The organism is Stenotrophomonas sp. S39 (assembly GCF_016624665.1).
In the GTDB taxonomy this organism is placed as follows: Bacteria; Pseudomonadota; Gammaproteobacteria; order Xanthomonadales; family Xanthomonadaceae; genus Stenotrophomonas.
Genome location: NZ_JACVTT010000093.1, coordinates 1 through 17788, shown reverse-complemented (window position 1 = coordinate 17788; position 17788 = coordinate 1). Strand labels below are relative to the sequence as shown.

Here is a 17788-nt window from a genome sequence, read left to right as displayed (position 1 = left end):
CCGTCCAACTTCAGGGGGTCACTTCATGGATGGGTTTACGGCGTCCCCCTCAGCCGGACCCACCCCGCCATCCCACGGATAGCCCGCTGTTGCTGTTGCTGTTGCTTCGGCGGGTGCAGGGCGCAGCCCTGCCAGCCCCCCCCTTATACTTCCCGCCGTGAGTACCTTCCCCACGCTCGTCACGCTGGAATCCCCCCTGCTGGTCGCCTACAGCGGCGGGCTGGATTCGACCGTGCTGCTGCACTGGCTGCAACGAAGCGCACAGGCCAGCGGCACGCCGCTGAGGGCGGTACACGTGCATCACGGCCTGCAGGCCAGCGCCGATGACTGGGTGCAGCACTGCCAGAAGCAGTGTGATGCCATGGGCATCGCGCTGGCCGTGCACCGCGTGCAGGTCGATACCGGCGCGGGCCTGGGCCTGGAAGCCGCGGCCCGCCAGGCGCGGCGCGCGGCGTTCGCCGCTGAACTGCGCGAAGGCGAAACGCTGGCCCTGGCCCAGCACCAGGATGACCAGGCCGAAACCTTCCTGCTGCGCGCACTGCGCGGCTCCGGCATCGATGGCCTGGCCGCGATGGCCGAAGACAGCCTCCTGCACGGCCACCGCCTGTGGCGGCCGCTGCTGCACACCGCGCGCAGCGCGCTGCGCGACTATGCCCATCACCACGCCCTGCGCTGGATCGAAGACCCCAGCAACGGCGAGGACCATGCCGATCGCAACTTCCTGCGCCTGCACGTCCTTCCGTTGCTGCGCCAGCGCTGGCCGCATGCGGCCACGGCCCTGGCCGGCAGTGCCGCGCACTGCGCGCAGACCCGCACGTTGCTGGACGAGGAAGATGCGGAACTGATCGCCCACCTGGAAGTGGCGCCACGCGTGCTGTCACTGGAACTGCTGCGCCAGGTGTCACCGGCGCGTGGTGCCCGCGTGCTGCGTGCCTGGGTGCGCGCGCATGGCGCCGCGCCATTGCCTGCCACGGTGCTACGGCAGCTGCAGCAGGAACTGCTGGACGCGCCCAGCGATCGCCAGGCGCAAGTGCGCTGGCAGGACCACGCCATCCAGCAATGGCGTGGCCACGCCTATCTGCTGCCGGCGCTGCTGCCCGCGCTGCCGGCGGACTGGCAGGCCGCGTGGGATGGCCGCGCATCGCTCCCGCTGCCCGATGGCGGCCAGCTGCGCCTGCTGGGCTGCGAGGCATTCGAGCGGCCCCTGCAGGTGCGTGCGCGGCAGGGCGGCGAGCGCATCCTGCTGCCCGGCCGTACCCATTCACACGCGCTGAAGGACTGCCTGCAGCGCGAACACCTCGCGCCCTGGCGGCGCGCGCAGCTGCCACTGCTGTTCGACGGCGGGCAGCTGCTGGCCGCTGCCGACGTGGTCGTTTCCGCGCCGCTGCAGGCGTGGCTGCTGGCCCACGACGCACAGCTGCAGTGGCGCCCCGGCGGCTGGTGAATTGACCCCCGCGCGGCTGCCGTCCACACTTGTCGCATGGCCAAGAAGTCCCCCGAAAACGCCTCCCCCGTCGCCCAGTTCGAGCAGTCGCTTGAATCGCTGGAACACCTGGTGGAGCAGATGGAAACCGGCGAGCTGAGCCTGGAAGCTTCGCTCAGTGCTTACGAACGCGGCGTCGGCCTGTACCGCCAGTGCCAGCAGGCGCTGGAGCAGGCCGAGCTGCGCGTGCGCCTGCTCAGCGATCCGGCCCAGCCCGAAACCGCAGAACCCTTCGATCCGCCCAGCCATGACGGCTGAAGCGCAGTTCGCACGCTGGCGCGACCGTATCGAAAGCCAGCTCGACGCCGCCCTGCCCTCGCCGGCCGATGCCCCGCAACGCCTGCACCAGGCGATGCGCTATTCGGTACTGGGCGGTGGCAAGCGCATGCGCCCGCTGCTGGTGTATGCCAGCGGCCAGCTGTTCGGCGCTCCGCTGGACCAGCTCGATGCCGCCGCCATGGCGGTGGAAATGATCCACGCGTACTCGCTGGTGCATGACGACCTGCCGGCGATGGACGACGACGCACTGCGTCGTGGCAAGCCCACCACCCACATCGCCTTCGACGAGGCCACTGCGATCCTCGCCGGCGATGCCCTGCAGGCACGCGCCTTCGGCCTGCTGGCCGATGCACCGCTGGCGGCCAGCCTGCGCGTGGCCTGCCTGCAGACCCTGGCCCACGCGTCCGGTGCGTCCGGCATGTGCGGCGGCCAGGCGCTGGATATCGATGCCACCGGCCAGCAGCAGTCGCTGGCCGCGCTCACCCGCATGCATGCCCTGAAGACCGGTGCGCTGATCCGCGCGGCGGTACGCATGGGTGCGCTGTGCGGCCACGCTCCCGACGCGCAGCTGGCCCAGCTGGATGACTTCGCCGACGCGCTCGGCCTGGCCTTCCAGGTGCGTGATGACATCCTCGATGTCGAAGCCAGTTCCGAACAGCTCGGCAAGACCGCCGGCAAGGACCAGGCGCAGGACAAGAGCACGTTCCCGGCACTGCTGGGCATGGATGGCGCCAAGGCGCACCTGCGCGAGCTGGCTGCACGCATGCAGTCGGTGCTGGCCAGCCATGGCGAAGAGGCAGACGCACTGCGTGCGCTGGCGACCCTGGCGGTGGAACGGGATCATTGATCGCGCTCGCTGAAGCAGCCGCGCTTTGCGCTCGCCGGGCGTGGCCCGGCGCTACCGGCGACGCACACAAAAACGCCCGGCACTGCCGGGCGTTTTCGCGTCCACGTGCGGCGGATCTTACTTGATCAGGCGCAGGGTGAACGGGTAACGGTAGGTTTCGCCGTTGTTGGCCTTCACTGCGGCGATGATGCACAGGACCAGGTTGGCCACGTACACGATCGGCATCAGGATGGCGCCGATGATGACGAAGCTGAGGATCACGCAGACCAGCACGGCGATGGCAACGGTGATCTGGAAGTTCAGCGCTTCCTTGGACTGGTCGGTCACGAAGCCCTTGCCCGCATCATCCTTGTTGATGAGCCAGATGATCAGGGCGCCGATGAAACCGGTGAAGATGCCCAGCAGGTGCGCGGCCAGCGCCATGGTGCGCTGGTCGCTCGGCACGCTGGACGCGGCCGGCACGTTTTCGAAATCGCTCACGACAAAACTCCTTGTTTTTGGGTGGTCTTGACCGACCGGCAGCAGGCCGATCGCGTCAGGCGGCCATAGCTTACGCCATCAATGGCATCAATCATTACCGGCGATGGTCATCCGCCCGACCAGGATCGAGCCGGTACGGATGTGCGAGCGCGGGTCGACATCGCTGCCGACGGCCTCGATGGCGGTGAACATCTCCCGCAGGTTGCCGGCGATGGTGATGCCGTCGACCGGATACTGGATCTCCCCGTTTTCTACCTTGAAGCCACCGGCGCCCCGCGAGTAATCGCCGGTCACCCCGTTCACGCCCTGCCCCATCAGCTCGGTCACCAGCAGGCCTTGGCCCATCTGCCGCGCGATCTCCTGCAGCGAACCGGCGTTGGCGGCCAGCTGCAGGTTGTGCACGCCGCCGGCGTTGGCCGTGGTCTGCAGGCCCAGCTTGCGCGCCGAATAGCTGCCCAGCACGTAGCGCTGCAGCACGCCATCGCGCACCAGGGCCGAGGCCCGGGTCGCCACGCCGTCGCCGTCGAAGGCGGCCGAGCGCAGGCCCCGGCGCAGGTGCGGCAGTTCCTCGATCTGCATCCAGTCCGGGAACAGCTGCTGGCCCACGCTGTCCAGCAGGAAGCTGGCCTGGCGGTACAGGGCGCCACCGGACACCGCCGACAGCAGGTGGCCGACCAGGCTGCGGGCCACCTCCGGGGAGAACAGCACCGGCATGCTGCCGGTCGGCAGCGAGCGCGGCTGCAGCCGCGACACGGTGCGCTCGGCGGCGCGGCGGCCCACGCTGTCGGCCGCCTCCAGGTCCTGGCGGGCCAGGCCGCCGGTGTACCAGCCGTCGCGCTGCATGCCATCGCCGCTGCCGGCGATCAGGGCGCAGCCGACCGAATGGTGGGTGCCTCGCTCACGGCCGATGAAGCCGTGCGAATTGGCGTAGACCGAGACACTCTGCATGCTCGACACCGAGGCGCCGTCGGAATTGCTGATGCGCGGATCGGCCTCGCGGCCGGCTGCCTCGCAGGCCAGGGCCAGGTCCACCGCCTCGTCGGCCTGCAGCGCCCAGGGGTGCCAGCTGTCCAGATCGGGGAAGTCACGGGCCATCAGCGCGGCGTCGGCCAGACCGGCGGCCGGGTCGTCCTCGGTATGGCGGGCGATCGCGCAGGCCTGTTCGACGGTGGCCGCAAGGCTCGCCTCGTTCAGGTCGGCGGTGCTGGCACTGCCCTTGCGCTGGCCGAAGTACACGGTCACGGCAATGCCGCGGTCGCGGGTGGACTGCACCGTCTCGACCTCGCCGAGACGGACGTTCACTTCCATCCCGCGGTCTTCGCTGCAGCTGACTTCGGCCTGGCTGGCGCCCAGCGCGCGGGCGCGCTCCAGCAGCTGCTGGGAAAGGTCGGCCAGGCGTTCCAGACGGGCCGGGCTGTCGTCGCCGACGGCCACTTCAGGGGCGATCACGTTCAATGCTTTATCCTGTGCGGGTTGGGCCCGGCATCACGCCGGGCGACTTTTTTTGAGATCAGGTAGGGACGATGCGCGGACGCGACGAAGAAACCGGTGAATTCCACGACAAGAGCCGCAGCCAGAACCGGCGCGACGCGCTCGATGTCCTGGCCCTGGGCGAAAAACTGGTGTCGCTGACCCCGGCCCAGCTGGCGCGCCTGCCGGTGCCGGAAGACCTGCTGCCGCATATCGCCGAGTGCAAGCGGATCACCGCCCACATCGCCCACAAGCGGCAGCTGGCGTTCCTGGCCAAGCACATGCGCCGCGAAGAAGACGCCACGCTGGACGCGATCCGCGACGCGCTGGACGCCAACAGTGAAACCGGCCGCCGCGAAGTGGCGATGATGCACCGCGCCGAAGACTGGCGCGAGCGCCTGCTGAACGACGGCGACAAGGCGCTGGGCGCGCTGCTTGACGATTACCCGCAGGCCGACCGCCAGCAGCTGCGCACCCTGGTGCGCAACGCGCAGGCCGAGAAGGCGAAGAACAAGCCGCCGCGCGCCTACCGCGAGATCTTCCAGGTGCTGCGCACGCTGATGCTGCCGGCCGCGCTGGGCCTGAAGGCCACGGCCGATGAAGCCGACGACGTCGAGACCGACGAAGCCGACGAGGACTGAGTCCCCGCCGGCCCGGGCGGTGGCGCTGGCCATCGCCCGGCTCAGGCCTGGGTACCGCCGACAGTGATGCCTTCGATCAGCAGCGAGGGCTGGCCGACACCCACCGGGACACTCTGGCCGTCCTTGCCGCAGATACCGACACCCTCGTCCAGGGCCAGGTCGTTGCCGACCATGCGCACCTTCTGCATGGTTTCCGGGCCGTTACCGATCAGGGTTGCGCCCTTCACCGGCGCGGTGATCCGGCCATCCTCGATCAGGTAGGCCTCGGTGGCCGAGAACACGTACTTGCCACTGGTGATGTCGACCTGGCCGCCGCCGAAGTTGACCGCGTACAGGCCCTTCTTCACCGAACGGATCATTTCCTGCGGGTCGTGCTGGCCGGCACGCATGTAGGTGTTGGTCATGCGCGGCATGGTCAGGTGCGCGAACGACTCGCGACGGCCGTTGCCGGTGGGGGCCACGCCCATCAGGCGCGCGTTGAGGCTGTCCTGCATGTAGCCGACCAGGATGCCGTCCTCGATCAGCGTGGTGCACTGGCTCGGGTGGCCCTCGTCATCGATGTTGAGCGAACCGCGACGCCCGTCCAGGGTGCCGTCATCGACGATGGTCACGCCCGGGGCGGCCACGCGCTCGCCGATGCGGCCGGCGTAGACGCTGGTGCCCTTGCGGTTGAAGTCGCCTTCCAGGCCATGGCCCACCGCTTCATGCAGCAGCACGCCGGGCCAGCCCGGGCCGAGCACCACCGGCATCACCCCGGCCGGGGCCGGTACGGCTTCCAGGTTCACCAGCGCCTGGCGCAGGGCCTCGCGGGCAAAGGCCTCGGGGCGGCCGTCGGCGAACAGTTCGGCATACCCATAGCGGCCACCGCCGCCGGCGTAGCCCGATTCACGGCGGCCGTTCTGCTCGACGATCACCTGCACGTTCAGGCGCACCAGCGGGCGCACGTCGGCGCCCAGCACGCCGTCGGTGCGGGCCACCAGCACGGTATCCACGCCACCGGACAGGCTCACCATCACCTGCTTCACCCGCGGGTCGGCGGCGCGCAGGTAGCCGTCCAGGCGCTTGAGCACCTCGACCTTGGCCTCGTTGCCCAGGCTGTCGATCGGGTCCAGCGTCGGGTACAGCGCGCGCGCGTTGCCACGCAGCAGCGAACGCCCGGCCTGGGCGCCGCCTTCGCGGGAGATCGCGCGGGCCGACTGCGCAGCGGTCAGCAGCGCATCGGCATGGATGTCATCGGAATAGGCGAAGCCGGTCTTCTCGCCGGCGATGGCGCGCACGCCCACGCCCTGCTCGATCGAATGGGCGCCGTCCTTGACGATGCCGTCTTCCACGCTCCAGCTTTCGCGCCGGGCATGCTGGAAATACAGGTCGCCGAAGTCCACGCCGGGGCCGAGCAGCTGGCCGAAGGTGCGCTCCAGGCCAGCGGTGTCCAGGCCACCGGGGCGCAACAGGCGGTCCTGGGCAAGCGTCAGTGCGTTATCAGTCATGGTCTCGATCTGGGGGTCTGGAGGCGGCCAGGCAAGGCCGCCGGATGAACAGGGGCCGCGACGCTCAGCGCGGGCGCGGCAGGTCGGTGACGGGCGGCGGCACCGCCGGGGCCGGTGCAGGCGTGCGCGGCGGGGCCGGGGGGCGGTCGCGGCTGCGTTCGATCACCTCCACCTTGGGCTCCTTCCACGGGCCGGTGACCCGGTAGGTGCGGGCGCCGATCTCGCCCAGTGGCTTGGACAATACCGCATTGGTGGCCGCACCCAGCGCGGCGCCCACCGGCCCGCCGGCCACCGCGCCGACCACGGTCAGCAGGTTGCCGGCGCGCGGGTTGACGTCGATGGTCTGGTCGAACTGCTGCTGGCGCAGGTCGGTCTGGCCGCGGATGGTGATGTTGGCCGCCGGGCCTTCGATCAGCACCTTGTCCGTGCGCGCCATGCCATCGGCGAACTGCATGCCGCCTTCAATGTGGTTGAACGCAAAGCCCTTGGAGAAGAAATCGCGGAAATCGAACATCAGGCGACGCGGCAGCTGGGCCACGCTGAGCAGGCCCAGCACGCGGCCGGCACCGGGATCCAGTTCCAGCAGCTGGCCATTGCGTGCGTCGATGTCGAGCGTGCCCTGCAGGTTGCCCAGCTGGAAATCGGACGGCCCACCGGCCCACGCGGCCTGCAGCTGCGCCTGGCCGGAGCCGCCGCGCAGCTGGCCGGCGTAATCCAGGTTCTGCATCAGCCCGCCCAGGTCCTGGCTACGCACCTTTGCGGTCAGTTCGGTGCGTGCGCCCTCGCCCTTGCCCAGCCAGCGGCCGGTGATGTCGATCTCCTGGTCCGGCGCGCGGAAGCGCAGGGTGTCCACGTTCAGGCCGTTGCCCAGCGGGCGCGTGCGCAGCACGGCCTGGCCCAGCACCACCTTGCCGAATGTCAGGTCGGCGATGTCCAGTGCGAACGGCGGCAGCTTGGCCGGGTCCATGTCATCGGCACCGGTCTGCGGCCGCGCCGGTGCCGCGGCAGTGTCCGCCCCGGGCGCTGCCGGCGAGGACTGCCAGTGCACACGGTCGAGCTGGCCGCTGATGGTGCCGCCATCGGCATTGGGGACGCTCAGGCGACCGGCCAGCGACGGGCCGTCCAGGCGCACGTCCAGCGCCTGCGCGCCCGGCCGCAGCTGCAGGCGGGTCTGTTCGAAGATGCCGCCGATCAGCATCAGCCTGCCGACCTGCACGTCCACCGCGCGCAGCGGCATCGGGTCGCCATCGCCACCGGCGCCACGCGCCAGGCCGATCCATTCCAGCGCGTCCAGGGTCGGGCTGCGGCCGTTGATGGCCAGCCCGCTGGGCGGCGGATCGCGGTCGACGCGGTCGCTGCCCATCGTCACCTGCACGCCGGTCTGGTTGTTGTGGGTGCGCGCCGCCAGCGCCAGACGCTGGCCGAAGGCCACGTCGATGCGGCCATCGCCCATCGGCAGCTGCGCCGACACCGTGGTCGCCAGCGCATCGGCGGCCGGCTTGTCCAGCGGCGCCGGCAGGTCCAGGCGGGTGCCCACCAGGTCCGAATGCAGGCGCAGTTCGCTCGTCGGGGCCGGCGCACCGGGTGCCACCTTGGGCAGGTTGACCGCAATGGTCCAGGCCGAGGTGCCCTCGAGATAGGGTTTCAACCAGGCCATTTCCGGCGCACGGTCGATCAGCACCTTGGCATCCAGGCGTGCGGCCAGTTCCGATTCAAAGGCCCGCGCGGGATCGCGCACGTAGCCGCCGGCGCGCAGGCTCAGGCGGCCGTCCTGGCCCAGGTGCCGCACCGCCAGGTCCTCGGCGGCGAAACCACCGCTGCCGTAACGCGCCTGGCCCTGCATGGCGTCGAATTCCAGATCGAAGCGCTTGTCCACCAGCTTCACGCCGGCCAGGTCCACCGTGCCCTGCAGGTGCCCGCCGCTTTCGTCGTGGTGCAGCGGCTGCAGCAGGTCGAAGTGCACGTTGGCCGGTCCGCTGGCCACGAGGTTGTCCAGGGTATCGCCGTAATCCTTGTGCAGGCCACTCTGCCGCAGCATCGCCAGCAGCCGCCCCGCCTCGCTCTGGCTGTCGGCACGCACGTACAGCGGCGCATGGCCGAAATCCTCGATGCCGGCCTCGAACTTCTGCACCGCCACGCCGGCCAGGTCACCACGGCCCTGCATGTGGAAACCGGGGCCGATGAAGGCGATGTCGGCGTCGACCTGGCCCATCAGCGGCCAGTCGTGCTGGAAGCGGATGTCGCCGTTGCTGATGTGGCCGGTGGCCTCGAAGCGGCCATCGTTGTTGTCGAACGGCCAGTCGTCCAGGTCACCGCTGACCAGGCCGATGCCGCCGCGCACCTGGCCGCCGACCAGGGCGGCATCCAGCCAGTCAGTGGCGCCCTTGCTCATCTTCGAATGGATCCAGAACCGCTTGGCGGCGGTCATCGGCACGTCGTCCAGCTTGGCAGCCAGCTGCAGCCACGGCCGCGTGCCATCGCCCTGGAACCAGACCCCGCCCCGCACGTCGGCCGCGTAATTGGTGCCCTCCACGCGCATGGCGGGCGTGCCGATGCGCCAGCCACCGGCTTCATCGCGCCAGCCGACGATCTGCCCGGCCAGGTGCAGGTCGTGGCGCTCGCCGAAGCCGGTCGGCCAGTCGAACTGCAGTTCCTGCTGCGGCTTCAGCTGCAGGCTGAAACCATCGGCATCACCTTCGAAGCGTCCGCCCAGGCCTCGAACGCCGGGGGCATCGCCGACGCTGGCAAAACCCAGCGCCTGCAGCTCACCCTGCGCCCACAGCGGGCCGTCGCGCTCGCCCTGCAACTGCAGCGCCTGCACGTCCAGTTGCGGCCTGGACAGGTACAGCCAGCGCCGCAGGCCCGGTTCCAGGCGGTCGCTCAGGGCCAGCGCGCGCAGCGCGGTACCGGCCTGCACCGCCCCGCTGCTGATCCGCAGCTGCTTGCCCACCTGCACCTGCAGGCCATCGAGTTGTTGCTGGTCCGGCCCGGCCTGCAGGCGCAGGCGCGGCACCTGCAGCGCCCAGCCGTCGCCCTGGCGCTGCCAGCGCAGGCGGGCCTGCACGCGCTGCAGCTGCAGGCCCGGCGTGGTCATCCCCGGCAGGGGCGCGCCATCGATGCGCACCTCGCGCAGGTCCGAATCGGTGGTCAGGGCCACCGGCGCGAAATCGCGCAGGGCCAGCCACAGGTTGAGTTCGCCCTTGCCCTCGCGCAGGCGCACGCCGCCGGCCGCCAGCAGCGGCGACCACGCATGGAAATCGACCGGGTCGGCACCCAGCCATGCCTGGCCGTTGCCGTGGCGGCGGTCCAGGTCCAGCACCGCCGTCAGCGGCAGCGCATCGGTCTGCGCCCAGGCGCGCACGCCCACCCGCAGGCGGTCGCCATCCACGCGCAGGCGCAGGTCGATGCGCGGCAGCGTGGCATCCACGCCCAGGCCGGGCGCATGCACGCCCAGGCGGCCACCGATCACCTGCAGTTCGCCCAGCCGGCGCAGCGCATCCAGCGGATCACCGCTGCTGGATTGCGGCAGCCCTCGCACCGACCAGCGGCCATCGCTGGCCTGCTGCAGGTCCAGGGCCAGGCCGCGCAGGCGCAGTTCGGTCAGCGAACGGCCCGGCAGCAGGCCGCTGTACATCGACACCAGTACTTCGGCCTCGCCGATGGCCAGCCCCTGCCCGGCGCCGATGCGCAGGCCCTTGAGCTGCAGCAGCGGGCCACGGCGGGTCCAGGCGGTGTCCAGTTGTTCGAAGCGCACCGGTTGCCCGGCGCGCTCGCTCAGCCAGGCCGCAATCGCCTGGGGATGGCGCTCGGCCAACGGCAGCAGCTGGCTGAGCGTACCCACCAGCAGCGCCAGCACGACCAGACCGACCGCGCATGCAGCAACGAGATGACGGCGGATCCTTCGCAGTCGCAGGCGCGGCGGCGCGCTCATCGGCCTCGACCGATGCCCGGCCCGCATGCTTTAGAGCAGAACAACATCGAACTGCTCCTGCAGGTACTGCTCATCGGCCTGGAAGCGGATGCTCTTGCCGAGGAACTCCTCCAGCTCGGCCACCGCCGCCGACTCCTCGTCGGTGATGCGCGCCACGACCTTGGTCGAGGCGATCACCAGCAGGCGCGCCGCTTCGAACTGGCGCACCGCGCGGGTGATCTCGCGGAAGATCTCGTAGGTCACCGTCTCGGTGGTCTTGATCGAGCCTCGCCCGCTGCACTGCGGGCAGGTCTCCGACAACTGCCGTTCCAGGCTTTCCACGGTGCGCTTGCGGGTCATCTCGACCAGGCCCAGCGGCGAGAAGTCGTACACCGTGGTCTTGGCGTGGTCGCGGGCCAAAGCCTTTTCCAGCGTGCGCAGCACCTGGCGGCGGTGCTCGGCGTCATCCATGTCGATGAAGTCGATGATGATGATGCCGCCCAGGTTGCGCAGCCGCAGCTGCCTGGCCACCGCCTGCGCGGCCTCCAGGTTGGTGCGGAACACGGTCTCTTCCAGGTTGCGCTGGCCAAGGAACGAGCCGGTGTTCACGTCGATGGTGGTCATCGCCTCGGTCTGGTCGATGACCAGGTAGCCGCCGGACTTCAGCGGCACCTGCTTGTCCAGCGCGCGGCCGATCTCGTCCTCCACCCCGAACATGTCGAAGATCGGCCGGTCGCCCGAATACAGCTCCAGCTTCTCGGCCAGCACCGGCATGTACTTGGCCACGAAGGCCTGCAGCTGGGCGAAGGTTTCCTTCGAGTCGACCTTCACCTTGTCCACGTCCTTGCGGATCAGATCGCGCACCGAACGCAGCGGCAGGCTCAGGTCTTCATAGATGTTGCTGCACGAGGGGGCTTCGCGGCCCCGCCGTTCGACCACGTTCCAGACGCGCGACAGGTAGGCCACGTCCTCGGCGATGGCCTCGGCCGGCTGCCCTTCGGCATTGGTGCGCACGATGTAGCCATAGCCACCATGCTGGGCCGACAGCTCGGTCACCAGCGCCTTCAGCCGCGCGCGCTCGCTTTCATCCTCGATGCGCGCCGACACGCCCACCACCTTGGACTGCGGCAGCAGCACCATGTAGCGGGACGGAATGCTGATCTGGGTGGTCAGGCGGGCGCCCTTGGTGCCGATCGGGTCCTTCACCACCTGCACCACGATGTCCTGGCCGTCGCGCAGCAGCTCGACGATGGGCACGCTGGACGGCGGCGGCAGGGTGGTGTGCTCGGTGTCGGCGCTGGCCACCGGGGCCGGCCGCACCACGTCGTTGGCGTGCAGGAACGCGGCGCGCTCCAGGCCCACCTCGACGAAGGCCGCCTGCATGCCGGGCATGACCCGCTGCACCTTGCCCTTGTAGATGTTGCCGACCACGCCGCGGCGCCAGCCGCGTTCGATGTGCAGCTCCTGCAGCATGCCGTTCTCGATCACCGCGACCCGGGTCTCGCGCGGGGTCACATTGACCAGGATTTCCTCAGACATCGGCAGCCTCCCTGGCGGCATCGGCAATGGGGGCCGGCACGCCGCAGCGCGCCAGCAGACGATCGGTATGAAGCAGCGGCAACCCCATCACGCCGGAGTAGCTGCCGGAAAGGTGTTCGATCCAGCGCTCGGCGCCTCCCTGGATGGCGTAGGCACCGGCCTTGTCCAGCGGCTCGCCGGTGGCCACGTAGGCGGCGATGTCGGCCGCGCTGATCGTGGCGAAGGTGACCTCGGAAACGACCAGTTCACTGTCCAGCCCGCCAGCGCCCACCACCACCACGGCCGTCATCACCTGGTGGGTGCGCCCGGCCAGCCGTGCCAGCATCGCCCGCGCGTCGGCCGCATCGGCCGGCTTGCCGAACACCTCGCCGTCGAGCACGACCTCGGTATCCGAGCCCAGCACCCGCGCCTGCGGGTCGCTGGCCAGCACCGCGGCCAGGCCGGCGCGCGCCTTGTCGGCCGCCACGCGGCATACATAGTGTTCGGCGCTTTCGGCAGCCGCGCGCACCTCGGGCACCTCCAGGTCGAGGGCCTGGAAGGGGCGTCCGAGTCGGGCCAGCAGCTGGTTGCGTCGGGGGGAGCGGGAAGCAAGATAGAGCATCGGCACAGCATAACCTGAGGGCGCTGCCTGAATCGTCGGCAACCCCGCCCGGCACGCCTCAAACCCCGAACGGACTCACAGCGCGTTCATCGCTACGACACCACCCTCACCGCCACAACAAGGAGATCCCATGCGCCGCACCGTCACCCCGCTGCTGCTCGCCCTGTCCCTCGCTCTTGGAGCCTCGATGACCGCCCACGCCGCCCCGTCGTCGCCGTCGATCGCCGCCGCGGCCGAAGGCACCCTGCTGAACATCTCGGCCAATGCCGAGGCCACCCGCGTGCCGGACGTGGCCACCCTGTCGGCCGGCGTGGTCACCCAGGCCGCCGACGGCAACAGCGCCATGCGCCAGAACGCCCAGCAGATGGACAAGGTGCTGGCCGCGATCAAGGCCGCCGGCATCGCCGAGCGCGACGTGCAGACCAGCGGCGTCAGCCTGAACCCCCAGTACCGCTATGCCGACAACGAAGCGCCGAAGATCACCGGCTACCAGGCCAGCAACACGGTCAGCCTGAAGGTGCGCGACATCGCCAAGCTGGGCAAGGTGCTCGATGCCCTGGCCGCCCAGGGCGCCAACCAGATCAACGGCCCGCAGTTCGAGATCGACCAGCCCGAGCCGGTCTATGACGAAGCCCGCCTGGCCGCGCTGAAGAAGGCCCAGGCCCGCGCCCAGACCTATGCGACGTCGCTGGGCCTGCAGGTGCGCCGCATCGTCAGCATTTCCGAGAAGAGCAACGGCGGCTTCCGCCCGATGCCGATGATGCGGGCCATGGCCGCCGGTGCGGCGATGGACAAGGCCACCCCGGTCGCGCCCGGTGAATCGACCGTGTCGGTGAACCTGGACGTGGTGTTCGAACTGGGCCGCTGATCGCGCGCGCCCGGGTAGCGCGGGGCCATGCCCCGCGAGCGCAGCGGCGCGTCTTCTCCCGCCGGGCATGGCCCGGCGCTACCGGCAGATGGGTCGCACGGTGCCGGCACATGGGTAGCGCGGGGCCGTGCCCCGCGAACGCAGCGGCGCGTCTTCTCCCGCCGGGCATGGCCCGGCGCTACCCCTTCATGAAGGCCAGCCCAACGGCAGTGACCCTGCCTCTAGGCAGTGGCCGGGCGCCGGCGCTAATGATTGACTGCCAGCCGCGTGCGGCAACCCCGATGGCGGCCCTGGTGCGTTGAGGACTTCGTCACTGGCATGGAGGTGGACCATGGTTCGTACGTATCCCGTTGTACCGCTGCAGTTCGATCCCGCCCGCGTCGCCGCCTGGAGCGCGGCCATTGCCCTGCACCTGCTGGCCTTCCTGTTGCTGCTCATCCCGGCAACCTACCAGGCCATCACCGCCCTTCCCCGCGACAGTACCGAAGTCAGGCTGATCCCCAAGGAGCAACCGAAACCGCCGGAGCCGACCCCGGTGCCGCCGGAGCTGGTCCAGGTGAAGGTCGACCCCAAGCCGAAGACCACGCCGACGGTCGTCCCGCCCCTGCCCACCCCGACCGCAACGCTGGAAGAAGCCCAGGGCATCATCCTGCCCGCCGCCGAACCGGCACCGGTACAGGCGGTGCCGAGCGTGGCGCCCTCCACCCCGATGGCCAGGGTGCAGCTGCAGTACCGCAGCGCCCCGCCGCCGGCCTACCCGGTGCAGGCCCTGCGCAACCACGAACAGGGCACCGTCCTGCTGCGGGTCGAGGTGGACCCCAGCGGCCAGCCGGTGGATGTCAGCATCGAGCGCAGCAGTGGCTCGCGCAGCCTGGACCAGGCGGCCCGGCAGCAGGTCCTGCGCCACTGGCGCTTCGTGCCGGCCGAGCGTGATGGCCAGGCGGTAGCGGCCATCGGCATGGTGCCGGTGCAGTTCTCCCTGCCGCAGTAAGGCTCGTGCCGGCCCGGCGCACTGCCGGGCCGGCCACACGCGCCGCCTGTACCCCGTCAATAGTCGTTCACACCAGAACATTTCGCTTTGGTCGAAAGATCGTTACGAATTCAGTAAAACTTCACACCGTCGTCACCTGCCAGAAACCTAGATTGATGCGTCCCCGGGGCACACCGGGTGACAGCCCTCAATGCTCGAGTTTTCCAGTCAGGAGAGAAGCTGTGAAACACCCGATCCAACGGCCCGCCAGCCGCCGCCAAAACCACCTGGCAACTTCCATCACCCATATCCTCGCTGGCGGCACCCTGCTGCTGGCCGGCGCCGCGGTCTCCTCCTCTGCCTTCGCACAGGAACAGGCCACCAACCTTGACCGCATCACGGTCACCGGTTCGAACATCCCGCGCACCAACACCGAAACGCCGTCCCCGGTGCAGGTGGTGACCCGCCAGGAAATCGACCGCACCGGCAAGACCACGGTCGCCGAATACCTGCAGACGCTGACCGCCGACGGCGCCGGCTCCATTCCCAAGACCTTCGGCAACGGCTTCGCCGGTGGCGGCGCGGGCATTTCGCTGCGCGGCCTGGGCGCCGGCTCGACGCTGGTGCTGTTGAACGGCCGCCGCATGGCGACCTACGGCCTGGCCGACGACGGCCAGAAGGTGTTCACCGACCTCAGCACCATCCCGCTTGACGCCGTCGAGCGCGTGGAAGTGCTGAAGGACGGCGCCTCGGCCATCTACGGTTCCGACGCGATCGCCGGCGTGGTCAACATCATCCTGCGCAGCGACTTCCAGGGCGCGATCCTGCGTGGTTCCTACGGCGTGTCCGGCGATGGCGACGGCGATGCCAAGAAGGCCACCCTGACCGCCGGTACCGGCGACCTCGCCAGCGATGGCTGGAACGCCTTCTTCAGCCTGGACGTCGGCAAGACCGACCGCATCCAGATCAGCGACCGCAAGAACCGCAAGTGGATCGGCACCGGCGACATCCGCCGCTGGGGCTACGATGCCGCCGATGCGCAGTTCCTGGGTGGCGCCTACCTGTCCGGCGGCACGGCCGGCGGCACCGGCCCGAACGGCTCGGTGTTCGACAACACCGGCCACCTGGTCGCCCTGCCCGGTTGTGCGGGCCTGAGCACCATCCCGGGCCAGACCGATGCCACCGCCCAGGCACAGGGTTGCCTGTGGGATCCGGCACAGCTGTACCGCGACCTGAGCCCGGAAGAGAAGTACGTCAACGTGTTCGGTCGTGCCAGCTTCGCCTTCGGTGAAGGTGGTGAGATCTACACCGAGATCGGCTACTCGAAGAAGGAAACCATCTTCAGCAACACGCCGTCCGGCGTGTCCGGCGGCTGGGGTTACCCGGGCGGCCCGGTCAACGCCAACAGCGGCCCGGGCGCAACCATGCTGTATGCCGGCCACCCGGACAACCCGCTGCCCTACGCTGCGCGCCTGCGCTACAGCGCCTGGGACGTGGGCCCGCGCGTGACCGACAACACCAATGAGTTCAACCGTTTCCTGGTGGGCGCCAAGGGCAACTGGGGTGAGTGGAGCTACGACACCGCCTACCTGCATTCGGGCACCGACCTGGTCAACAAGCGCACCGGCTTCCTGAACTACGACGCCGTGCGCTGCGTGCTGGGCAACCCGGCCTGCCCGTACGGCACCTGGCGCATCGGCGACAACGCGTCGCAGACGCCGCAGTCGGTCTACGATGCGATCAGCCCGACCATCAGCGCCCGTGCCAAGTCCAGCCTGGACATGTTCGACTTCACCATCTCGCGCAGCCTGATGGACCTGAAGGGCGGCCCGCTGGGCCTGGCCTTCGGTACCGAGTGGCGCAGGACCAGCAACAGCCTGACCCCGCAGACGTTCACCGACGCTGGCCAGATCATCGGCCTGGGCTACTCGGCCTATGACGGCACCCAGAACGTGTACGCCGGCTACGCCGAACTGTCCGCGCCGGTGCTGGAATCGCTGGAACTGTCCGGCGCCGTGCGTTACGACAAGTACGAAAGCGGTGAAGGCAAGGCCACGCCGAAGCTGGGTGTGAAGTGGACCCCGGCCGACTGGATCGCCCTGCGCGCCAGCTACGCCGAAGGCTTCCGCGCGCCGAACCCGGCCGAGAACGGTGACGGTGGCCTGGCCGCCTTCTCCAACGCACGCGATCCGGTGCGTTGCGGCATCGATCCGGCCAACGAGTGCACCGCGCGCTCGGTGGCGATCATCACCCGCCCGAACAAGGACCTGAAGCCGGAAGAGTCCAAGAGCTACTCGGTGGGTATCGTGCTGCAGCCGACCTCCAGCACCTCGATGACCGTTGACGCCTGGGAAATCAAGCGCACCAACGAAATCGCGCAGGGCAGCACCGCCGACGCCATCGCCGCCGGCAACGTGCTGCGTGACTCCAATAACATCGGTGGCGTGCTCAACAGCGGCACGATCCTGGCGGTCAACACGGCCTACGTGAACGCCAACTCCTCGCGTGTCCGCGGTATCGACACCGACGTGCGCCAGACCTTCGACCTCGGTCCGGGCCAGCTGGAGATGGACCTGCAGTGGAGCCACATCCTGAAGTTCGAACGTACCGAGGGTGACACCACCGTCGATTACGTCGGCACCCACGGCAACTGCGACGTGACCAACTGCATCGGTACGCCGCAGGACAAGATCAACTTCGGCACCACCTGGAAGCAGGGCCCGTGGAGCGTCAGCGGCGTGGTGAACTACATCGACAGCATGGAGAACAAGGACCGCCGCGGTGGCGACTACCTGGCCTTCTATGAAGATGGTTCGCCGGTGGAGAAGATTTCCTCCTTCACCACCTTCGATCTGTCCGGCCGCTGGAACATCACCGAAGCCTTCGAACTGAACGCATCGGTGCAGAACGTGTTCGATCGCATCGCTCCGCTCGACCCCAGCACCTACGGTGCGGTCAACTACAACCCGCTGCACTTCAGCGGCGCCATTGGCCGTTACTTCACCGTCGGCGCCAAGTACACCTTCAAGTAATCGAAGGCGCGTCACCTGCAAAGGCCCGGGCAACTGCCCGGGCCTTTGTTTTTTGCGTCACGCCGGGCATGTGCGTGCCTTGGCAAACGCACAAAAAAAACCCGCATCTCGCGATGCGGGTTTTCAAAGGTGGCGCCCGAAGTTGGACTCGAACCAACGACCCCCTGATTAACAGTCAAGT

13 protein-coding genes are annotated in these 17788 nt (G+C 69.2%); 7 read left to right on the top strand and 6 right to left on the bottom strand.

Going from position 1 to position 17788, the window contains the following annotated elements:
* The first annotated feature begins 157 nt into the window (after nucleotides 1–157).
* From tilS to IAE41_RS18630, 3 genes are read left to right on the top strand one after another with little or no spacing between them, the layout of a single operon-like run.
* The gene (gene tilS, locus IAE41_RS18640) at nucleotides 158–1444 is read left to right on the top strand and encodes a tRNA lysidine(34) synthetase TilS (protein ID WP_200734127.1); all 1287 of its coding nucleotides are present in this window, start codon (nucleotides 158–160) and stop codon (nucleotides 1442–1444) included.
* A 36-nt stretch (nucleotides 1445–1480) separates the two neighbouring features.
* On the top strand, nucleotides 1481–1741 hold the full coding sequence (locus IAE41_RS18635; RefSeq protein ID WP_079222675.1) for an exodeoxyribonuclease VII small subunit: 261 nt from the start codon (nucleotides 1481–1483) through the stop codon (nucleotides 1739–1741).
* Complete coding sequence (locus tag IAE41_RS18630; RefSeq protein ID WP_200734126.1) at nucleotides 1731–2609, top strand: farnesyl diphosphate synthase; 879 nt, start codon at nucleotides 1731–1733, stop codon at nucleotides 2607–2609. The genes IAE41_RS18635 and IAE41_RS18630 overlap by 11 nt, the downstream gene beginning before the upstream one ends.
* A 117-nt stretch (nucleotides 2610–2726) precedes the next feature.
* Here the strand turns inward: IAE41_RS18630 and IAE41_RS18625 are convergent, their stop codons facing one another.
* Entirely contained in the window at nucleotides 2727–3089 is a 363-nt protein-coding gene (locus tag IAE41_RS18625) for a DUF4870 domain-containing protein (RefSeq protein ID WP_079222677.1), read from the bottom strand.
* An 87-nt stretch (nucleotides 3090–3176) separates the two neighbouring features.
* Nucleotides 3177–4544: a metalloprotease PmbA gene (gene pmbA / locus IAE41_RS18620; RefSeq protein ID WP_200734125.1), complete on the bottom strand. Its 1368-nt coding sequence runs from the start codon at nucleotides 4542–4544 to the stop codon at nucleotides 3177–3179.
* 68 nt (nucleotides 4545–4612) lie between these two features.
* On the opposite strand from pmbA, the gene yjgA reads away from it, so the two are divergent.
* A complete protein-coding gene (gene yjgA, locus IAE41_RS18615) occupies nucleotides 4613–5200 on the top strand; it encodes a ribosome biogenesis factor YjgA (protein WP_079222679.1) in 588 nt (195 codons plus the stop codon).
* A gap of 41 nt (nucleotides 5201–5241) precedes the next feature.
* Here yjgA and tldD read toward each other — a convergent pair whose 3' ends face one another.
* The 4 genes from tldD to IAE41_RS18595 all read right to left on the bottom strand — a co-directional run bounded on the left by tldD (nucleotide 5242) and on the right by IAE41_RS18595 (nucleotide 12737).
* Nucleotides 5242–6687 carry a metalloprotease TldD gene (gene tldD, locus IAE41_RS18610; RefSeq protein ID WP_079222680.1) on the bottom strand — a complete coding sequence of 482 codons (1446 nt, stop codon included), beginning with the start codon at nucleotides 6685–6687 and terminating at the stop codon, nucleotides 5242–5244.
* Nucleotides 6688–6751: 64 nt separating this feature from the next.
* Nucleotides 6752–10618, bottom strand: a complete 3867-nt coding sequence (locus tag IAE41_RS18605; RefSeq protein ID WP_200734124.1) for a YhdP family protein — start codon at nucleotides 10616–10618, stop codon at nucleotides 6752–6754.
* Nucleotides 10619–10648: 30 nt separating this feature from the next.
* Nucleotides 10649–12136, bottom strand: a complete 1488-nt coding sequence (gene rng / locus IAE41_RS18600) for a ribonuclease G (RefSeq protein ID WP_200734123.1) — start codon at nucleotides 12134–12136, stop codon at nucleotides 10649–10651.
* The gene (locus IAE41_RS18595; protein WP_200734122.1) at nucleotides 12129–12737 is read right to left on the bottom strand and encodes a Maf family nucleotide pyrophosphatase; all 609 of its coding nucleotides are present in this window, start codon (nucleotides 12735–12737) and stop codon (nucleotides 12129–12131) included. The genes rng and IAE41_RS18595 overlap by 8 nt, the downstream gene beginning before the upstream one ends.
* A gap of 130 nt (nucleotides 12738–12867) precedes the next feature.
* Between IAE41_RS18595 and IAE41_RS18590 the strand changes: the two genes are divergently transcribed.
* The 3 genes from IAE41_RS18590 to IAE41_RS18580 all read left to right on the top strand — a co-directional run bounded on the left by IAE41_RS18590 (nucleotide 12868) and on the right by IAE41_RS18580 (nucleotide 17607).
* On the top strand, nucleotides 12868–13605 hold the full coding sequence (locus tag IAE41_RS18590) for an SIMPL domain-containing protein (RefSeq protein WP_200734121.1): 738 nt from the start codon (nucleotides 12868–12870) through the stop codon (nucleotides 13603–13605).
* Nucleotides 13606–13936: 331 nt separating this feature from the next.
* Nucleotides 13937–14596 (top strand): energy transducer TonB, encoded by a 660-nt coding sequence (locus IAE41_RS18585; RefSeq protein ID WP_200734120.1) that lies wholly within the window; start codon nucleotides 13937–13939, stop codon nucleotides 14594–14596.
* Nucleotides 14597–14817: 221 nt separating this feature from the next.
* Nucleotides 14818–17607: a TonB-dependent receptor gene (locus IAE41_RS18580; RefSeq protein ID WP_200734119.1), complete on the top strand. Its 2790-nt coding sequence runs from the start codon at nucleotides 14818–14820 to the stop codon at nucleotides 17605–17607.
* Nucleotides 17608–17788: the final 181 nt, after the last annotated feature.